A 17,204-nucleotide genomic window follows, 5' to 3' on the forward strand; every position below is an offset into this window, starting at 1 on the left:
ACCCGCGACCATAACCTGCCCTTCGGGCCAGTTCGCATCGACCGCCCATGGCGAAGCGGTGTATGGTGCATCGGCAGCTTGCGGGCCGGAGGCTCCTGGCAGGGCCTTCCGTGCGACATCGATTCACGATCGAGAGGATACGCATGGCAAAGCACTCCGATACCAGAACCAACGGCACCCGTGCCTTGCCCCTGCTGGGCATGCTGGCACTGCTCGCCGCCACCGATGTCCGCGCCCAGGCGGAAGCCACGCCGCCAAGAACGTTCGCGCCGCTGCTCACCGGTTTCATCGAAGGCGGCCTCGGCCACGCCAACCTCTCCGGCGACAATGCCAACTGGAACGACCAGTACGTGCGAGGCGGGGTCAATTTCACCCCGAAGGACTACGTCACTGGCGAAATCAGCCACCAGAGCCATTTTGGCGATCAGGGCACGTTCTTCGGCCTGGGCTACACGCGCACCTTCGACGAGAACTGGTATGGCTTCATCAGCGCCGGCACCAGCGCGGGCGGCTTCTTCCTGCCCGAGTTCCGGGCCGATGGGTTGCTGTTCCGCAAACTGCTCGAGAAGAAGAACCTGGTGGCGAGCGTTGGCTTTACCTACTACCGCGCCAAGGATGTCTATACCGACAAGACCCTGCTGCTTGGCCTGACCTATTACTTCGACGCGCCCTGGATCCTCCAGTTGGGCGCACGGCTGAACCGCAGCGACCCGGGCAATGTCCGCTCCAATCGCGGCATTGTCGCCATTGCCTACGGCCGCGACAAGGATCAGTTCATCACATTGAAGTACGACGGCGGCAGCGAAGCCTACCAACTGACCGGCGAGCAGGCCCTGCTGAGCGACTTCAAGAGCCATGAGGTCTCGCTGACCTGGCGTAAATGGATCACCAAGCGCTATGGCATCAACCTGCGCGCCATCTACTACGACAACCCGTCCTATACGCGCAAGCAGGCGGAAATCGGGGTCTTCGCGGAGTTCTAGCCATGACGCACCCTCACGGACATACTGCCGCCACCCGCGACCAGAGCGACGCGCTTGGCCTGACCACCCTGTGCCTGGCCAGGCATCGCTCTCTGGACCACCTGACGTTATCCCTTCCCACCATCGCGGGAATCATGCTCGTACCGGCGGGATTCAACCTGGCCGAGTGGATGCTGCGCGACGATATCAGCTGGCTGTGGGCGGGCGTGCTGCGCTTCTGGATCGACAAGCTCGGCATCGATGGTGTCGTCCTCGAACAGTTGACCCGGGTGGCATGGTTCGACTTCAACCTGCCTTACACCACTGTCGTTGCACCGGCGCCGKACACGGTGACATGGGGCATGACGCTGATCGCGACGCTCGCGGTCTGCCTGATGGCCTTTCGGATACGGGACCTGTATTTGCCGTTGCGATACTTCCTGCTGTTCGCGGTGTTCATCCAGGGCACGGCGCTCCTGTTCTTCGCGGTGGCGCCGCATAGCTTTCCGTATACGGCCAGCCGCTATGTGGACAACGGCCTGAAGACCTGCGCCAGCTTGCTGTTCCTGTTGCCATGGGGACATGCGCTTGTCTATTACATCTTCGACTTCTCCTGGCCGAAGAAGATATTCCTGACGTTGCTMACGCTGGTGTTCATTATCATCGCGGTGCCGATGCAGCTGACGTTGCACGTTTACCTGATGGTGTCCTGTTCATTGTTGTTGATGCCGCTGCTGTCGTTTGTGTTCGGTCCCACGATGCTGGTGTTCGGATGTATTGCGTTGTATGGGTGGGCGATGAGTTGGGAGAGGGTCGAACGGTAGCGCGTAGTGCGTTGTGGAAGCGGGCATCAGCCCGCCCCTTTAGCGCTGCGTCGGCCCTCGACGGCGCAGGAAGTTAGCCTGTCTCTTTGACGCCCGCATCGAGAATGCGCTTGTAGAAGCCAATCTCGTTGATGATCGCCTTTCCGCTATTGGCTCGCAGCAGTGCCATCTGCTGCTGCGCGCGCGCCGTGTCGCCTCGTTTCGCCGCGACGTAGCCCAAGAGCATCCACGGATAGCCTGCGCTCGGATCGATCTGGGTGGACCAGGTCGGCGCGTGCGCACTCAGGTAGGCGTAGCCATTGTCATATCGGCGCTGTGTGGACACCGCATCGGCGGACAAGGGGACTTCATAGAGCTGCGGAAACACCTGCGTGACCGTACCGGGATAGAAATTTGGATTGGGCGTGTTCTCGGCATCCGCGACATAAAAGATCGAGCCATCGGATCGGCCCTGAATTCCCGCGGCAACCGATGCGGCAACCCGGTTGTAGTAACTTGCATCCGCATCGCCCAGCGCTTTGAGTGCGTTGGAAAAATCGACCAGCCCCCGATAATTTTCCGTATTGTCTTCCGTGTAGGCGATGCTTGACGGCGTAAAGCTGGCGCAATAGGTCGGATGGGTCGGCGGCGCGTAGTCTTGCCGGAAGACCGAGATCAGGCCGTTCGGCTTTTGCGGGGCAGCCAGATTCGCATACGCGATGGACTTGAGAGCTGGCAGGTTGCGCCGAAACCATTCGATGTCGCCAGTGACTCTCATGTACTCGGATGCCAGCGACAGGAATGTCGACGCATACGAATCGTTGGAGTCGGCGGGACACTGGATCGGGGAATTCAGATCGCCACCAAACTTGACGTCGTTGATGGTGTAGTTCGCAGGGCTGACGTTCCGGATATACAAGTCCATGTAAGTCCGAACTTCATTGGGACGGTCCTTGATGAAGGCGAACAGGCCGATATTCGCAAAATACCAATTGAGCCAGTTGCTGCCAACGCCAACCTGATAGGCGCCGGCAAAGGGGCCCGTGGTAATTTTCAAGGCATCCAGATTGGCGAGGATATCGAAGCCCGAATTCACCTGCGCGACCTGACGGGTGGGGGCCGCGGCAGTCGATTCTGCAGGGTCACCATCGCCGCCACAACCGGCTACGGTCAGCACAAGAGCGGTCAACAGAACCGTTCCCTTGGTGGGAAGGTCATGCAAAGGGTGTAGAGATTTCACTTCCATACTTGGATTGCTTGATTGATGTAAATCGGGGTTCGCCGAGCGCACGATGGGTGTGCGTGCATAGGGATGCTGCCCCAAGGCGTCAAACGCCAAGGGAGCGCTTCGCTGTTGCCAACTGTTACAAGCGGAGAAAAGCGCGGGGGCAGTCGAGGTCACCCTGCGCTAAACAGCACAGGAGAATGGTTGATCACTTGCCTAAGAAAACACCTTGGATCGAGCGCGCAAAGCGACGCTTACCACGCGTGCATTGCTCGTCGCCAGGCTGAAAAGGCAGCGCAGGATATTACCGCAGGGCACCCATCGACGATGGCGCCTGATGCCCCCAAAAAAACGGTGCAGGCGGCGTAAGCCGCGCTGCACCGGCAAACACCCGACTGTCCGGCAGACGGGTCCCAGAGCGATATCAAACTACCAATCAGGCCGCCAGCTGCGCGGGCTGACAGACGCGCAGCAGCGTCTGGAGCCGTGCGCGGTCGAGGTTGCGGCCGATGAAGACGAACTTGCTCTCGCGTGGGCGCGCGTCCCACGGGTCGGCCGGATGGAAGTCCATCAGCCGGTGCACGGCTTGCAGCACGTGGCGGCGGTCGTCGTCCTGCACGGCGACGATGCCCTTCATGCGGAAGACATCGTCGCCCTGCGCGGCCAGCAGGGCCTTGAGCGCGTGTTCCAGGCGCTGGCGGTCGAACGGGGTGTCGAACAGCAGCGAGACGGACGTCACCGACGGATCATGGCGATGGGCGTGGGCGTCGTCGTCAGCGTGGACGTGCTCGCAGGTCTCGTCGCACACATGATCGTGATCGTGGTCATGGTCGTGCCCCGCGTGCAGGTCGTCCGCCGGCAGCGTGGCCACGCCGGGCGTGAAGCCGCCGATGCCGAGGATGCGCGACAGATCCACCTGGGCGTGGTTCGAGCGCAGGATCTGCGCGCCCTCGTTCAGGTGATGGAGCCGCGCCGCCAGCGCGTCGAGCTGCTCGGCGCTGACCAGATCGGACTTGTTCAGGATGAGGCGGTCCGCCGCCACGATCTGGTCGACCGCCTGGTTGTCGAAGCCGGACAGCTGCGGGTCATCCAGGTGCGACTCGATGTGCACCGCGTCCACCAGCGTCAGGATGCCGTCGAGCGTCACCTGCTTCGCCACGTCGTTGTCCATGAAGAAGGTTGCCGCCACCGGCGTGGGGTCGGCCAGCCCGCTGGTTTCCACGAGGATATGGTCGAAGTGCTCCGGCTGGGCCAGCAGCTTCTGGAGAATCCGCACGAGGTCGGTCCGCACGTCCACCACGCAGCAGATGCAGCCGTTGGTCATCTGGTAGATCTCCTCGTCGGAGGTCATCACCAGGTCCGAATCGACATCCACCTCCCCGAACTCGTTCTCGATCACCGCGATGCGGTGGCCGTGCTTCTGCGTGAGGATGTGGTTGAGCAGCGTGGTCTTGCCGGCGCCGAGAAAGCCGGTAAGGATGGTCACGGGCACGGGCGTGGCTTGCGGGAAGGTCATGATGTCTCCTGGGTGGGAAAGTCGGAATGCACGGCGGCGAGCGTGGCGCGCATGCCGCGCCAGCGCGAGACCAGCCCCGCGTGCTCCACGCCGAACAGGTCCAGCACACGGCCCACGGTATGGCCGACGATGTCGTCCACGCTCTGCGGATGGGCGTAGAACGCCGGCACGGGCGGCATGACGATGGCGCCCATCTCGGTCACCGTGGTCATGTTGCGCAGGTGGACGAGGTGCAGCGGCGTCTCGCGCGCCAGCAGCACCAGCCGGCGGCGCTCCTTGAGCATCACGTCCGCCGCGCKGGTGACGAGGTTGTCCGCCACACCGGTGGCGATGGCGGCCAGCGTGCGCATCGAGCAGGGCGCCACCACCATGCCGTCGCAGCGGAACGAGCCGCTCGCCACGGTCGCGCCGATATCGCGCACGTTGTGCACCACATCCGCCAGCCGCTCCACCTCGGGCCGCTGCATGCCGAGTTCGTGATGGATCGTCAGCAGCCCGGACGGCGAGCAGACCAGATGCGTCTCCCAGCCCTCCGCCGTGCCAAGCGCCTGGAGCAGCCGCACGCCGTAGGCCGCGCCGCTGGCCCCGGTGATGGCCACGACGAGCCGGCGCGGGGCGCTCATGGCCGGGCCTCCCCAGCTTTGGCAGCCAGGGCTTGCAGCACCTGCTCGGGCCGGATCGGATAGTGGCGGAAGCGTACCCCGATGGCGTCGTACACCGCGTTGGCGATGGCCGGGCCGATGGCGACGATCGGGTCCTCGCCCACTCCCTTGGCACCGAACGGCCCGCCCGGGTCCGGCGCGGCTTCCAGCAGGATCGTGTGGATCKGCGGCATGTCCATCGCCAGCGGCATCTTGTAGTCCACGAAGTTGGCATTGAGCGAGCGCCCGGTCTGCATGTCGATCTGGTAGTCCTCGTACAGCGTATGGCCGATGCCCTGCTGGATGCCGCCCTCGATCTGGCCCGCCGCCGCCACTGGGTGGATGACCTTGCCGATGTCGTGAACGGGCACCACCTGCGCCACGGTGATGAAGCCGGTCTCGGTATCGACCTCCACTTCCACGAAATGCGCGGCGAACGAGTACGACTTGGTCGGGTGATAGGTAGCGGTGCCGACGAACTGCGCAGCGGGCAGGCCCTTGCGCGGCATGACCGCCTCGCGCACGGTCAGCGTGGGGCCGGGGCTGTCGCGTACGGCAATCACGCCGTTGGCGATGTCGAGCTGCTCCGGCGTGGTCTCCATCTGTGCGGCAGCACGGGCCAACAACTGCGTCTTGATCTCGCCAGCGGCCATCTGCGCCGCGCGCCCGACCATATAGGTGGTGTGGCTGGCGAAGGCGCCGATGTCCCACGGCACCACGTCCGTATCGCCATGGACCACGCTCACGCAATCGAAGGGGATGCACAACTCCTCCGCCACGATCTGCGCCAGCGCAGTGTGCGCGCCGGTGCCGAGCCCGGCGGCGCCGGTCAGCAGCACCACGGTGCCATCCTCGTTCATCTTGATGATGGCGTTGCCCTGCTCCTTGATGCCGGGGTAGGCGCTGCTGCCGTGCATCTCGCAGCCCACGCCCCAGCCGCGTCGGATCACGCCCTGCTGCTGGCGCGTCTCCGCGCGCCGCTGCGCCCAGCCGGTGGCCTCGATGCCCTTGCGGATGCAGGCTTCCAGCCCGTGGCCGATCAGCGGATGGTTGGACGGTGCGATATCGCCCTCGCGCACCGCGTTGCGCAGCTTCAGTTCCGCAGGGTCCAGGCCGAGGTGGGCGGCGGCCTCGTCCATCTGGATATCGAGCGCGTAGTAGGTCTGCACCACGCCGTAGCCCCGGAACGCGCCGGCGATGGGGCTGTTGGTGTAGACGCACCGCCCCTCCAGTCGCACGTTCTCGCAGCGGTAGAGCGAGACCATCGCCGCGGTGCCGACGTTGGTCACGCCGGGCCCGTGCGAGCCATAGGCGCCCGAGTTGAACACCACCTTGGCCTCGCGCGCGGTGATCGTGCCGTCGTTGCGGAAGCCCTGGCGCAGCCAGACCCGCGCCGGGTGGCGCGTCCGGCCGCCGAGGAAGGTCTCCTCGCGTGTGTATTCCATGCGCACCGGGCGGCGCGTCTCGCGCGCCAGCAGCGCGCACAGGAATTCGCTCTGGAACAGGTCCTGCTTGGCGCCGAAGCCGCCGCCCATGTGATCCACCAGCACGCGCACCTTGTGCAGCGGCAGGCCCAGCACCTCGGCCATGATCCCGCGCACCATGAAGGCGGCCTGCGTGGAGATCCACACGGTCAGGTTGCCGTTGCCGTCCCATTTGCAAGTCAGCACGTTCGGTTCCATGTAGGCCGGGGTGGGGCGGCCGCCCTCGTAGACGCCTTCGAGGATGAAGTCGGCCGTGGCGAAACCCTTGTCCACATCGCCACGCTCGATCCGCACCGGCGGCAGCACGAGGTTGCCGCCAGGCTCGCGGTCGTGGATCAGCGGTGCGCCGGGCGCGGCGGCATCGTCCACGGTGAACACAGCGGGCAGCGGCTCGTACTCGACCTCGATCAGCTCGACGGCGCGCGCAGCAATCTCCTCGCTGATGGCGGCCACGACGGCCACGCCTTCGCCCCAGTAGCGCACCTTGTCGTCGAGGATGTACTGGTCGCAGGTGACCGAGGCCGAGCGCGGGTGCGGCGAGCCGGCATGCAGCACGCGCGGCACGTTCTCGTGCGTCAGCACGGCCTTCACGCCGGGCAGCGCCAGCGCGGCCGAGGCGTCGATGCGGCGGATGCGCGCATGGGCGATGTTGCTGCGCTTCATCTTGGCGTGGAGCAGGCCGGCGAGCGGCATATCGGCGACGTACTTCGCGTTGCCGGTGACCTTGTCGAGCAGGTCCGTGCGCTTGACGCTGTGTCCGATCACGGCGTGGGTCATCGCGTGGCCTCCGGTGCGTGGCGCAGGGCCTCGGCCGTCTGTTCGATGGCCTMGATGATCTTGGTGTAGCCGGTGCAGCGGCAGATGTTGCCGGCGATGGCGAAGCGGATTTCCTCGCGCGTGGGCTGGGGGTTCTCCTCCAGCAGCGCCTTGGCCATGACCACGAAGCCCGGTGTGCAGAAGCCGCACTGGGCCGCGCCGCAGCGCATGAACTGGTCCTGCACCGGGTGCACGGTGTCGGGGTCGGGCTGGATGCCCTCGATCGTGACCAGCGTGCAGCCGTGCGCCTCGGGCGCCAGCACCAGGCAGGCGTTGGTCGGCTTGCCGTCCATCAGGACCGTGCAGGAGCCGCATTCGCCCACGTCGCAGCCCTTCTTGGTGCCGGTGAGACCGGCGTCATAACGCAGGGCGTCGAGCAGCGTGCTGTGCGGCTCCACCGCGAGTTCGCGGGGCTCGCCGTTGATGGTGAGTGCGATGAGTTGGCGCATCAGTGGGTCTCCGTTTCCTGAAGGGCCAGTTCGATGGCACGGCGCGTCAGTACGCCCACCATCTCGCGGCGGTAATCGGCGCTGGCGCGCACGTCGCTGATCGGGCGGGCGTCTTCCATGGCCGCGTGCGCGGCCTGGAGGACCAGCCCGGCCGAGACGGGGCGGCCGCGCAGCATGGCTTCGGCGTGGACGGCGCGGATCGGCGTGGGGCCCACCGCCGCCAGCACGATGCCGACGTCGAGGCACTGCCCGCGCTCCACCGTGATCGACACCGCCACGCCCACCGTGGCCAGCTCCATCTGCACGCGCCGACCATGCTTGAGGTAGGCCTTGCCGGTGTGGGGCCGGGGCGCCGGCACGGTCAGGCGCGAGACCAGTTCGTCGGCGGCCAGCGCGGTCTTGCCGGCGCCGGTGACAAAGGATTCCACCGGCATCGAGCGCGAGCCGGACAGGCCGTAGAGATGCACCTGCGCGCGGTCGGCAATCAGCGGCGCGAGCGTGTCGGCCGATGGCGACGCGCGGCAGACATTGCCCACCACCGTGGCGCGGTTGCGCACCTGGATCGAGGCGAAGTCGGTCACGGCGCGGGCCAGGCTGGCGTAGTGGCGCCGGGCGATGTCCGAGGTCTCGACCTCCCGCGTGGTGACCAGCGCACCGATGCGCAGGCCCTCGACGGCATCGAACGTCAGCACGTCCATCCCCGGGATCTTCTTGATGTTGATGACCTGCGCGGGCTGGCGGTGCGACTCCTTGATCTGCACGAGCAGGTCGGTGCCGCCCGCCAGCACGCTGGCGCGCCCGCCGCAGCGGTGCAGCAGCGCGGACGCTTCGGCAAGCGTGGCAGGTTCGAGATATTCAAACGCTCTCATCGTGGCTCCTGTGGGGCGGCGTGTCGGTGAAACCATGATGGTTGGCGCACGATCATCGGTAAATGCCCATAACCGGATTTATTGATCGTGTTACGCTCTGAATCGACCACCACACCACGCTTCAACAGAAAGCACGGGGGAGACATGGCCAACCTCAGCAACATGAACGTTTCGCTGCGGCAACTGCGCGCCTTTATCGCCGTTGCCGAGGAACTGCATTTCACGCGCGCGGCGGAGAAGCTCAACCTCTCGCAGTCGTCAGTCAGCGCCCTGATCCACGAACTGGAAGGCAACCTCGGCCTCAAGCTGTTCGACCGCCACACGCGGCTCATGCAGATCACCCAGGCCGGCGCCGAATTGCTGCCGATGGTCAAGAAGGCCGTGGCTGACATCGACAGCGTGCTGGAAAACTCCAACGAACTGCGCTCGCTGGGCCGGGGGCGGGTGTCGATTGCCGCGTCGTCGATCCAGGCGGCGCTGATGCTGCCGCGCTTTATCCGCGAGTTCTGCGTTGGGCATCCGGGCGTGAAGGTGGAGTTGCACGATGTGTCCGAGCACGAGGTGCCGCGCATGGTCAGCTCGGGCGAGGTCGATTTCGGTATCGGCACGATTCCGGAGGGCCAGCCGGACCTCACCGCGCACCGTCTCTCGTCGGATGCCTTCGTGATCGTGATGCCGCCGCATCACCCGCTGGCGCGGCGCCGGGAACTGACCTGGGAGGATGTGGCGAAGCTGCCGGTGATCGGCCCGCACCGAGGCAACCCGATCCGCGATTGCCTCGATGCGGCACTGGCGGCGCGCGGGATCACGCTGTCCCGCGTGCACGAGGTCTTCCTGCCGCTGACGATGGTCGGCATGGTCGATGCGGGGCTCGGCATCGCCGTGATGAGCACTGCGGTGACGCGCCTGACGTCAGCGCTGGGGCTGGTCACGGTGGCGCCGCGCGACCCGGCCATCCACCGTGACATCTCCCTGCTGGTGCATGCGGACCGCTCGCTTTCGCCGCCCGCCCAGTCCTTCCGCGACCTGCTGATGAAGCACAAGAAGGAACTGGGCGAGTAGGGCGCGTAAGTCCGATCAGGCGATCTTCTTCGCCATCATCTCCGGCGCCCCGGCAATCCCCCGGGCGTTGAACAGCAGGTTCAGCAGCACCGCGCAGAGCGTGCCGAGCAGGATGCCGTTTTGGCAGAACTTGGCCACCAGTTCCGGCAGCTGCACGAAGAACTTGTCCGCCACCAGCGGGATCATCCCCATGGCGATGCTGACCGCCACGATATAGGCGTTCTTCTTGTTCTCGACAAAATCCACATGGCCGAGGATGCGCACGCCGGTGGCCGCCACCATGCCGAACATCACCAGCGCCGCCCCGCCCAGCACGTACTGCGGGATCGACGCCGCGAAGAACGCCAGCTTCGGCAGGCAGCCCAGCACGATCAGCATGCCGCCCGCCGTGGCGCACACCCAGCGGCTACGCACGCCGGTCACCTGCACCAGCCCCACGTTCTGGGCGTAGGAGGTATAGGTGAAGGTGTTGAACACCGCCCCGACCAGCGCGCCCACGCCATCGGCGCGCAGCCCCCGTGCCAGGTCGTCCGGCGTGACGGGCCGCTCCACGATCTCCCCGAGCGCCAGGAACTGCCCCACGCCCTCGATCATGATCACCACCATCACCACGCACAGCGTGACCGAGGTCATGGCGTCGAAAGTCGGCCAGCCGAAGTGGAACGGCGTGATCAGCTCCACCCAGTGCGCCGTGTGCACGCCCGCGAAGCTGACCTTGCCCATCGACAGCGCGATGACAAAGCCCACCGTGATGCCAATCAGCACCGCGATATTGCACAGGAAGCCCTTGAAGAAGGCGATCATGACCAGTACGGTCAGCAGCACCGCCGCCGCGATGCCGAGGTTGGCGGGCAGGCCGTAGGCCGGGTTCGGCACCGGGCCGGTCGGGCTGGCAATCGTCGGGTTGCCGCCCGCTGCCCAGTTGATGCCCACCCGCATCAGCGAGATGCCGATGATAAGCACCACGGTGCCGGTGACCACGGGCGGGAACCAGCGGATCAGCCGGCTGACGTAGGGCGCTGCCACGTAGGTGAACACGCCGGCCACCATCACCGCGCCGAATACGGCGGGCAGGCCGAGCGCGGGGTTGGAGCCGGTGGCGATGATCGGCGCGATGGCGGTGAAAGTGACGCCCATCATCACCGGCAGGCGGATGCCGATCTTCCAGATGCCGATGCTCTGGATCATCGTCACCAGCCCGCAGCAGAACAGGTCGGCGGCAATCAGGAAGGCAATCTGGTCCTTGGGCAGCTTCAGCGCGCCGCCGATGATCAGCGGCACGGCAATGGCGCCCGCGTACATCACGAGCACGTGTTGCAGCCCGAGCGCGGCCAGGCGCAGCGGGGGCAGGACTTCATCGACCGGATGCACGGGCGGTTTCCCGTGGGGGGCGTGGTGGGGGGTCATGCTGTCTCCTTGGTCTTCCAGGCCGGTCGCCGCATGATGGGTCGGAAGGGAGTCGCTGTAGCCGCCCCCCGTGGTCTGTGCCACGTCTTCCGCCACCTGCGTTGTCGTTATCGGGGCAGCATKCCAGCCACCGGTCAGTGGGTAAACAGGCGCCACGGATGAATCGATCGGCAAAGCCGATCAATCTGCCCCTACGGCGCGCTATCTAGGGGCTGGTGGGGGGGTACGGCGGCGGGTCAGTGTTTTCCCGTATCGAGCCGCGCCAGCAGTGCCGTGGCGCGGGCCATGGCGGCGGGGTCGATGCGGGCACGGATGCCGTCGAAGGCCGGGCCGCGCGTGGCGTCCAGCCCCATGCGCGAGGTGGTGCCCACGCCGGACGCCGAGGGGTCGAGCGCGCTGCCGGGCAGGCCGTCCACCACCACTACATCCAGATGCGGCTGCAGGTGCGTGGCGATGGCCCACAGCACCTCCTCGTCGCGCGTGATGTCCACATCCTCGTCCACGGCGACCACGGTCTTCAGGTACGGGTCCCAGCCGAGCAGGCCGAGCATGACCTGCCGCGCCTCGCCGGGGCGCGACTGGCGCAGCGCCACGTAGGCGTGGAAGTGCGTGCCGGAACTCGGGTAGTGCACCGCCGTGACACCGGGAAAGCGCTCGCGCAGCTTCTCCACCATCTCCGACTCGCGCGGAATGCGTCCGAGGTTCAGGTGCTCGGCCGAATTGCCGCCGACCACATCGACCAGCCAGGCATCGCGGCGGCGCATCACCGTCTCCACGTGCAGCAGGTTGTTGGTGGAGCGATCGGACGAATAGCCGGTGAACTCGCCGAACGGCCCTTCCTCGACGCGCGCCGACGGGTCGATCACCCCCTCCAGCACGATCTCGGCATGCGCGGGCACGGCGATGCCATAACGCGGCGTCCGTACCACCTCAAGCGGCGCACCGAACAGCCCGCCGGCCACGTGGCGCTCGTCCACGCCATAGGGCAGGCGCGCCGCACCGGCCAGCATGAACAGCGGATGGGCGCCGACCACCATCGCCACCGGCAGCGGCCTGCCAGCCTCCGTGGCGCGCTGGAGCATGCGCCACAGGTGCCCGCGCGAATGCAGGCTGGTGGCGATCTCCGTGGGCGAGTGCAGCATCGACCGGTGATAGCTGGCGTTGCCGATGCCGGTATCGGGGTCTTCGGCAATCAGGATGGCATTGGTGATGTACGGACCCCGGTCCGTGGCGAAGTGCCGGATCGCGGGAATCGTCGACAGATCGACCTGCTCCTGCACGATGTCCGTCACCGCGCCGCTCGGCAGCACGCGCGGCGGCTGCATGCGGCGGCTGCGCGCCTGGTACTCGGCATGGATGCCGGCCGGCGAGACCCCGCCGAGCATGCGCCCCACGCGCTCGCGCGAGGCGAACAGGTTGGTGACCAGCGGCGTGGCGAGGCCCGCCACGTTCTCGAACACGATGGCCGGATGGCGGTTCTGCGCGGCCAGTGCCCAGACCAGCGCGGTCGGGTCCTGGTCGGCGGCCACGGGCTCGCGCACGGTCAGGACGTCGTCGGGATACGCCGCGCGGTACGCGGCCAGGAAGGTGTGGAAGTCTTGGGATGTGTCATCGAACCCCGCCGAAGATGGCGAGGATGATGTCGTTGAGGCAGTCATGGCATGGCTCCGCTTGGGTACAGGCTGGTACAACCATCGGGAGTCCGTTGCCGCGCGCGGGCGGGGCCGGGGAGGGCGGCCCGCGCGTGACCAGACGGATGTCAGGCTTGAGCGATGAGTGAGATCAGCGCGTGCTGGCGTAAGTGTCCTTGAGCCGCGCCTGCGCTTCCTCCTGGGTCTTGGGCGGTGCGGTCGGCTCGATGCCGACCAGCCGGGCGATGTTGTTGCCCATGTAGCCCTCCAGCCCGTCCTCGTCCAGGTCCATGCCCTGCGGGGCGGGCCCGCACAGCATTTCCAGCTCGCGCAGCCACATGCCGGGCTCGTTGGGCGGCGTATCCGTGCCGAACACGATCTTGTTGCGCGGCAGCTGCCGGGCGAACTCGACAATGCGCGACTGGAAGCACCAGCCGGACTMGCAATACACGTTCGGCGTGTCCATCGCCATCCAGAACGCCTCGAACGAGTAGTTGCCGCCGGTCTGGATGCCGAAGTGCCCGATGATGAAATTGACCATGGGGAACTCGCGGATCACCGGGTAGAACATCGTCGGAATCGTGTACGGGCCATCGCCGGTATGGATCAGCACCACGATGTTGTACTTGGCGCAGACCTTCATCGCCGGGCGCAGCCAGTCCAGCGCGCGGTCCGGCCGGTAGCCGTGCATGTTGGCGTGCAGCTTCAGCATCTTGAAGCCGTATTCCTTGATGTGGAACTCCAGCTCCTGCGCGCCTTCCTCCGGGCCCCAGCGCGGGTTGAAGGTGAAGTTGCCGATGAAGCGGTCCGGGTACTTCTGGCACAGGCTGGCCACGTAGGCCATGTAGTCGCGGATGCCTTCGCGGCCGCGGCGGTTGCCGTCGCGGTAGCCGGTGTTGCCCGGCGGCGGCTGGATAAAGCCCATGTCGATGCGGCGCGGCTTGCCGTTGATCATGTAGGGGCCGTCCATCATCTTGAGCAGGCGCTCGCCGGTGAAGGGCTCGCCGGTGTGGCGCCAGGCTTCGTCGACGAGGTTGGTCGGGTGCAGGTGGGTATCGATAATCATGTGTGGCTCCGGGTGCGGAATCAGGCGGCCAGGCGGGCGCGGGCTTCCTCGAGCGTGCGCGGCACGGGCGTGGGTTCCAGGCCGATCATGCGGGCGACGTTGTTGCCGAGGTAGTCCTCGAGCGTGTCCTCGTCCAGGTTCAGGCCCTGCGGCGGCTCGAAGCAGAGCACCTCCAGCAGGCGCAGCCACATGCCGGGCTCGTTGGGCGGGGTATCGGAGCCGAACAGGATCTTGTGCTTCGGCAGCACCTTGGCGAACTCGACGATGCGCGACTGCAGGCACCAGCCGGACTCGCAATACACGTTCGGCATGTCCATGGCCATCTGGAACGGCTCGAAGCAGTACACCCCGCCGGTCTGCACGCCAAAGTGGGCCATGATGAAGTTCACGGTCGGGAACTCCTTCATCATCGGCACCCACTCGGTGGGAATGCTGTACGGGCCGTCGCCGGTGTGCAGCTTGACCAGCACGCCCAGCTCGGCGCACTTCTGCAGCGCCGGGCGCAGCCAGTCCAGCGCGCGGTCGGGCCGGTAGGCGTGCATGTTGGCCTGGAACTGGACCATCTTGAAGCCGAGCCGCTTCACGTAGTGCTCCATCGCGTTCACGCCGTTCTCCACGCCGCAGCGCGGGTTGTAGACGTAGCAGCCGATGAAGCGCTCCGGGTACTTCTCCACCATCTCGCGCGTGTAGCCCATGTACATGTCGATGGACTCCGCGCCGCTGCGCTCGCCGTCGGTGTACGTGTAGATGGTGTTGCCCTGGGGCGGCTGGATGAAGGCCTTGTCGATGCGGCGCGGCTTGCCGTTGATGGTGAACGGACCGTCCATCATGCGGATCAGGCGTTCGCCCGTGAACGGGTCGCCGTCATGCCGCCAGGCCAGGTCGACCAGGTTCGTCGGATAGCAACTGGTGTCGATGATCATTGAGATCCCCTAACGATGACTCAGGTGGAAGACGTGCATGCCGGCGTTCGGGGACGCTGGTCATGCCGCTTGCGGGAGTCGTGTCAGGGGCGGGTGCGGCTGGATGCATGGCGCCACTGACGAACGACTCCGTCAGTGAGCAATCTCCAGTTGAACGGGGCGGCGTTGCGCCGCTGGTGTCCAATCGACCGCTTATACCCACGCGTTCGTTATACAGGATAGCCGGCGCCGCGGCGGCATTGATCTGGAACGCAGATCCATATATCGGCCGGGCCGATGAAGCTTATGCGAAACAATTCGTTCGGGCGCGGGGAACGCTTTCTTAGGATGGCGCTCCTTCCCGTCAAAAACGAGCGACGCGCATGACAACAAGAACAGAAGCTCCCCGAACCCCCGTCAGCCGGTTCCCGCAGTTCCGCCGATCGGCCGCCTGCCTGGCCGCGCTGGCCCTGGCCACCCTGGCGGCTGGCTGCGGCAGCGACGGCGACAGCGCCGCCCAGACCCCGGTGGCCACCACGCCGCCGCCCACGGTCCAGAAGAAGCCGAACATCATTTTCATCATGGCCGATGACCTCGGCTATTCGGACCTCGGCGCCTTCGGCAGCGAGATCCGCACGCCCAACCTCGACGCGCTGGTGAAGCAGGGCCGCATCCTGGCCAACCACCACACGGCGGCGGTCTGCGCGGTCACGCGCTCGATGATCATCTCCGGCACCGACCACCACCTGGTGGGCGAGGGCACCATGGCCACCAGCGATGTCAACTACATCGACGAAAACGGCAAGCCGGTGCCCGGCTACGAGGGCTACCTGAACGACCGCGCGCTCTCCATCGCCCAGCTGCTCAAGGACGGCGGCTACCACACCTATATGGCCGGCAAGTGGCACCTGGGCAGCGGCCTGCCCAACGCCACCAACCAGGGCGCGGCGGTGGGCGCCAGCTCGCCGGGGCAGACGCCGGTCTCGTGGGGCTTCGAGAAGAGCTACGCGCTGCTGGGCGGCGGCGGCGACCACTACGGCCGCAACGGCAGCACGGCCTATGTGGAGGACGACCACTACGTCACGCCGAACACCACCAACTTCTTCTCTTCGGACTTCTACACGTCCACGATCATCAAGTACATCGATTCCAGCACCGGCAAGAACGCGGACGGCAAGCCGTTCTTCGCCTACCTGACCTACCAGGCGCCGCACTCGCCGCTGCAGGCCCCGGCGGCCTATATCGACCGGTACAAGGGCGTCTACGACGCTGGCTACGAGCCGATCCGTGCGGCGCGGCTGGCGCGCCAGAAGGCGCTCGGGCTGATTCCGGCGGACTTCACGCCGAACCCGGGCCGGGACGAGACGGTGGCCGTCACCCCGCGCACCGCCAACTGGGGCACGGCGCAGGCCAACTACGTCAGTTCGACGAACAGCGCGGCGCAGGGCGGGGTGGATACCCGCGTGATGAACGCCAACAAGAAGTGGGATAGCCTCACCGCCGACGAGAAGCGCGCCCAGGCCCGCTACATGGAGATCTTCGCGGCGATGGTCGAGAACCTCGACGACAACGTCGGCCGGCTGGTGGCCCACCTCAAGGACATCGGCGAGTACGAGAACACGCTGATCGTGTTCCAGTMCGACAACGGCCCGGAAGCCAGCTACTACGAGTTCAGCGGCAACTACGACCAGAACTACGACGCCAAGAACGCGGCGGCGGCGGTCTACCCGACGCTGGGCACCACCGCCTACACGGGCAGCAGCAATCTCGACTACGGCCAGCGCTGGGCGGAAGTCAGCGCCACGCCGTTCCGGCTCTGGAAGTCGTTCCCGGCCGAGGGCGGGCATTCGGTGCCGACCATCGTCAAGCTGCCGGGCGCGGTGCCTGCGGCGCAGTCGCCGCAACTCAACGCCTTCACCCACGTGGTGGACCTGGCGCCCACCTTCCTGGAGCTCGCCGGCATCGCCGCGCCCAGCACGCCGGCCGCGCCGCTGTACGACGCCAAGGGCGTGAACCGCAACGCCGGCAAGGTCGTGTACGACGGGCGCAATGTCTACCCGATCAGCGGGCTGTCGCTGGTGGCCACGCTGCAGGGCAAGGCCACGGCACCGGCACGTACCACCTTCGCCGAGGAGCTGTACGGCCGCACCTATGTCTATAGCGACAACTGGAAGGCCACGTGGATCGAGCCGCCGTTCGGCCCGGCCCATGGCGAGTGGACGCTCTACGACATCCGCGCGGACCGTGGCGAGACCAACGACCTCGCCGCCCAGCGTCCGGACGTGCTGGCGGACCTCAAGGCCAAGTGGAACGATTATGCAAAGGCGGTCGGCGCGGTATTGCCGAAGGTGCCGGGCATGATCTACTGAGG

14 protein-coding genes are annotated in these 17,204 nt (G+C 66.2%); 4 read left to right on the top strand and 10 right to left on the bottom strand.

Going from position 1 to position 17,204, the window contains the following annotated elements; translation table 11 throughout:
• The first annotated feature begins 143 nt into the window (after positions 1–143).
• The gene (locus AC1EJR_RS00775) at positions 144–983 is read left to right on the top strand and encodes a YaiO family outer membrane beta-barrel protein (protein ID WP_092293990.1); all 840 of its coding nucleotides are present in this window, start codon (positions 144–146) and stop codon (positions 981–983) included.
• Positions 984–985: 2 nt separating this feature from the next.
• On the top strand, positions 986–1,786 hold the full coding sequence (locus AC1EJR_RS00780; RefSeq protein ID WP_477146796.1) for a hypothetical protein: 801 nt from the start codon (positions 986–988) through the stop codon (positions 1,784–1,786).
• Between the two features lie 73 nt (positions 1,787–1,859).
• Here the strand turns inward: AC1EJR_RS00780 and AC1EJR_RS00785 are convergent, their stop codons facing one another.
• From AC1EJR_RS00785 to AC1EJR_RS00810, 6 genes are all read right to left on the bottom strand, one after another.
• Positions 1,860–3,104, bottom strand: a complete 1,245-nt coding sequence (locus AC1EJR_RS00785; protein ID WP_441591241.1) for a glucosidase family protein — start codon at positions 3,102–3,104, stop codon at positions 1,860–1,862.
• 322 nt (positions 3,105–3,426) lie between these two features.
• Complete coding sequence (locus tag AC1EJR_RS00790) at positions 3,427–4,506, bottom strand: CobW family GTP-binding protein (RefSeq protein WP_477113135.1); 1,080 nt, start codon at positions 4,504–4,506, stop codon at positions 3,427–3,429.
• Positions 4,503–5,129, bottom strand: a complete 627-nt coding sequence (locus AC1EJR_RS00795; protein ID WP_477146797.1) for a UbiX family flavin prenyltransferase — start codon at positions 5,127–5,129, stop codon at positions 4,503–4,505. Before AC1EJR_RS00795 ends, AC1EJR_RS00790 begins: the two co-directional genes overlap by 4 nt.
• Positions 5,126–7,408: a xanthine dehydrogenase family protein molybdopterin-binding subunit gene (locus AC1EJR_RS00800; protein WP_477146798.1), complete on the bottom strand. Its 2,283-nt coding sequence runs from the start codon at positions 7,406–7,408 to the stop codon at positions 5,126–5,128. Before AC1EJR_RS00800 ends, AC1EJR_RS00795 begins: the two co-directional genes overlap by 4 nt.
• Entirely contained in the window at positions 7,405–7,896 is a 492-nt protein-coding gene (locus AC1EJR_RS00805; protein ID WP_477146799.1) for a (2Fe-2S)-binding protein, read from the bottom strand. The genes AC1EJR_RS00800 and AC1EJR_RS00805 overlap by 4 nt, the downstream gene beginning before the upstream one ends.
• Complete coding sequence (locus AC1EJR_RS00810) at positions 7,896–8,765, bottom strand: FAD binding domain-containing protein (protein WP_092293976.1); 870 nt, start codon at positions 8,763–8,765, stop codon at positions 7,896–7,898. Before AC1EJR_RS00810 ends, AC1EJR_RS00805 begins: the two co-directional genes overlap by 1 nt.
• 144 nt (positions 8,766–8,909) lie before the next feature.
• Here AC1EJR_RS00810 and AC1EJR_RS00815 point away from each other — a divergent pair, with 144 nt between their 5' ends.
• Complete coding sequence (locus tag AC1EJR_RS00815; RefSeq protein WP_092293974.1) at positions 8,910–9,827, top strand: LysR family transcriptional regulator; 918 nt, start codon at positions 8,910–8,912, stop codon at positions 9,825–9,827.
• A 15-nt stretch (positions 9,828–9,842) separates the two neighbouring features.
• Here the strand turns inward: AC1EJR_RS00815 and AC1EJR_RS00820 are convergent, their stop codons facing one another.
• From AC1EJR_RS00820 to AC1EJR_RS00835, 4 genes are all read right to left on the bottom strand, one after another.
• Complete coding sequence (locus AC1EJR_RS00820; protein ID WP_092293972.1) at positions 9,843–11,234, bottom strand: nucleobase:cation symporter-2 family protein; 1,392 nt, start codon at positions 11,232–11,234, stop codon at positions 9,843–9,845.
• Positions 11,235–11,470: 236 nt separating this feature from the next.
• Complete coding sequence (locus AC1EJR_RS00825; RefSeq protein ID WP_477113137.1) at positions 11,471–12,892, bottom strand: UbiD family decarboxylase; 1,422 nt, start codon at positions 12,890–12,892, stop codon at positions 11,471–11,473.
• 124 nt (positions 12,893–13,016) lie between these two features.
• The gene (locus tag AC1EJR_RS00830; protein WP_477146800.1) at positions 13,017–13,931 is read right to left on the bottom strand and encodes an amidohydrolase family protein; all 915 of its coding nucleotides are present in this window, start codon (positions 13,929–13,931) and stop codon (positions 13,017–13,019) included.
• A gap of 20 nt (positions 13,932–13,951) precedes the next feature.
• Positions 13,952–14,854 carry an amidohydrolase family protein gene (locus AC1EJR_RS00835; protein WP_092293967.1) on the bottom strand — a complete coding sequence of 301 codons (903 nt, stop codon included), beginning with the start codon at positions 14,852–14,854 and terminating at the stop codon, positions 13,952–13,954.
• A gap of 362 nt (positions 14,855–15,216) precedes the next feature.
• Here AC1EJR_RS00835 and AC1EJR_RS00840 point away from each other — a divergent pair, with 362 nt between their 5' ends.
• The gene (locus AC1EJR_RS00840; RefSeq protein ID WP_477146801.1) at positions 15,217–17,202 is read left to right on the top strand and encodes an arylsulfatase; all 1,986 of its coding nucleotides are present in this window, start codon (positions 15,217–15,219) and stop codon (positions 17,200–17,202) included.
• Positions 17,203–17,204 lie beyond the last annotated feature (2 nt).

Source organism: Cupriavidus sp. 05T42 (assembly GCF_056396345.1).

Bases quoted from the DNA above. Each gene is read 5' to 3' on its own strand.
- AC1EJR_RS00775 (WP_092293990.1), top strand. From the start codon at position 144: ATGGCAAAGCACTCCGATACCAGAACCAACGGCACCCGTGCCTTGCCC.
- AC1EJR_RS00820 (WP_092293972.1), bottom strand. From the start codon at position 11,234: ATGACCCCCCACCACGCCCCCCACGGGAAACCGCCCGTGCATCCGGTC.
- AC1EJR_RS00815 (WP_092293974.1), top strand. From the start codon at position 8,910: ATGGCCAACCTCAGCAACATGAACGTTTCGCTGCGGCAACTGCGCGCC.
- AC1EJR_RS00790 (WP_477113135.1), bottom strand. From the start codon at position 4,506: ATGACCTTCCCGCAAGCCACGCCCGTGCCCGTGACCATCCTTACCGGC.
- AC1EJR_RS00835 (WP_092293967.1), bottom strand. From the start codon at position 14,854: ATGATCATCGACACCAGTTGCTATCCGACGAACCTGGTCGACCTGGCC.
- AC1EJR_RS00825 (WP_477113137.1), bottom strand. From the start codon at position 12,892: ATGACTGCCTCAACGACATCATCCTCGCCATCTTCGGCGGGGTTCGAT.
- AC1EJR_RS00810 (WP_092293976.1), bottom strand. From the start codon at position 8,765: ATGAGAGCGTTTGAATATCTCGAACCTGCCACGCTTGCCGAAGCGTCC.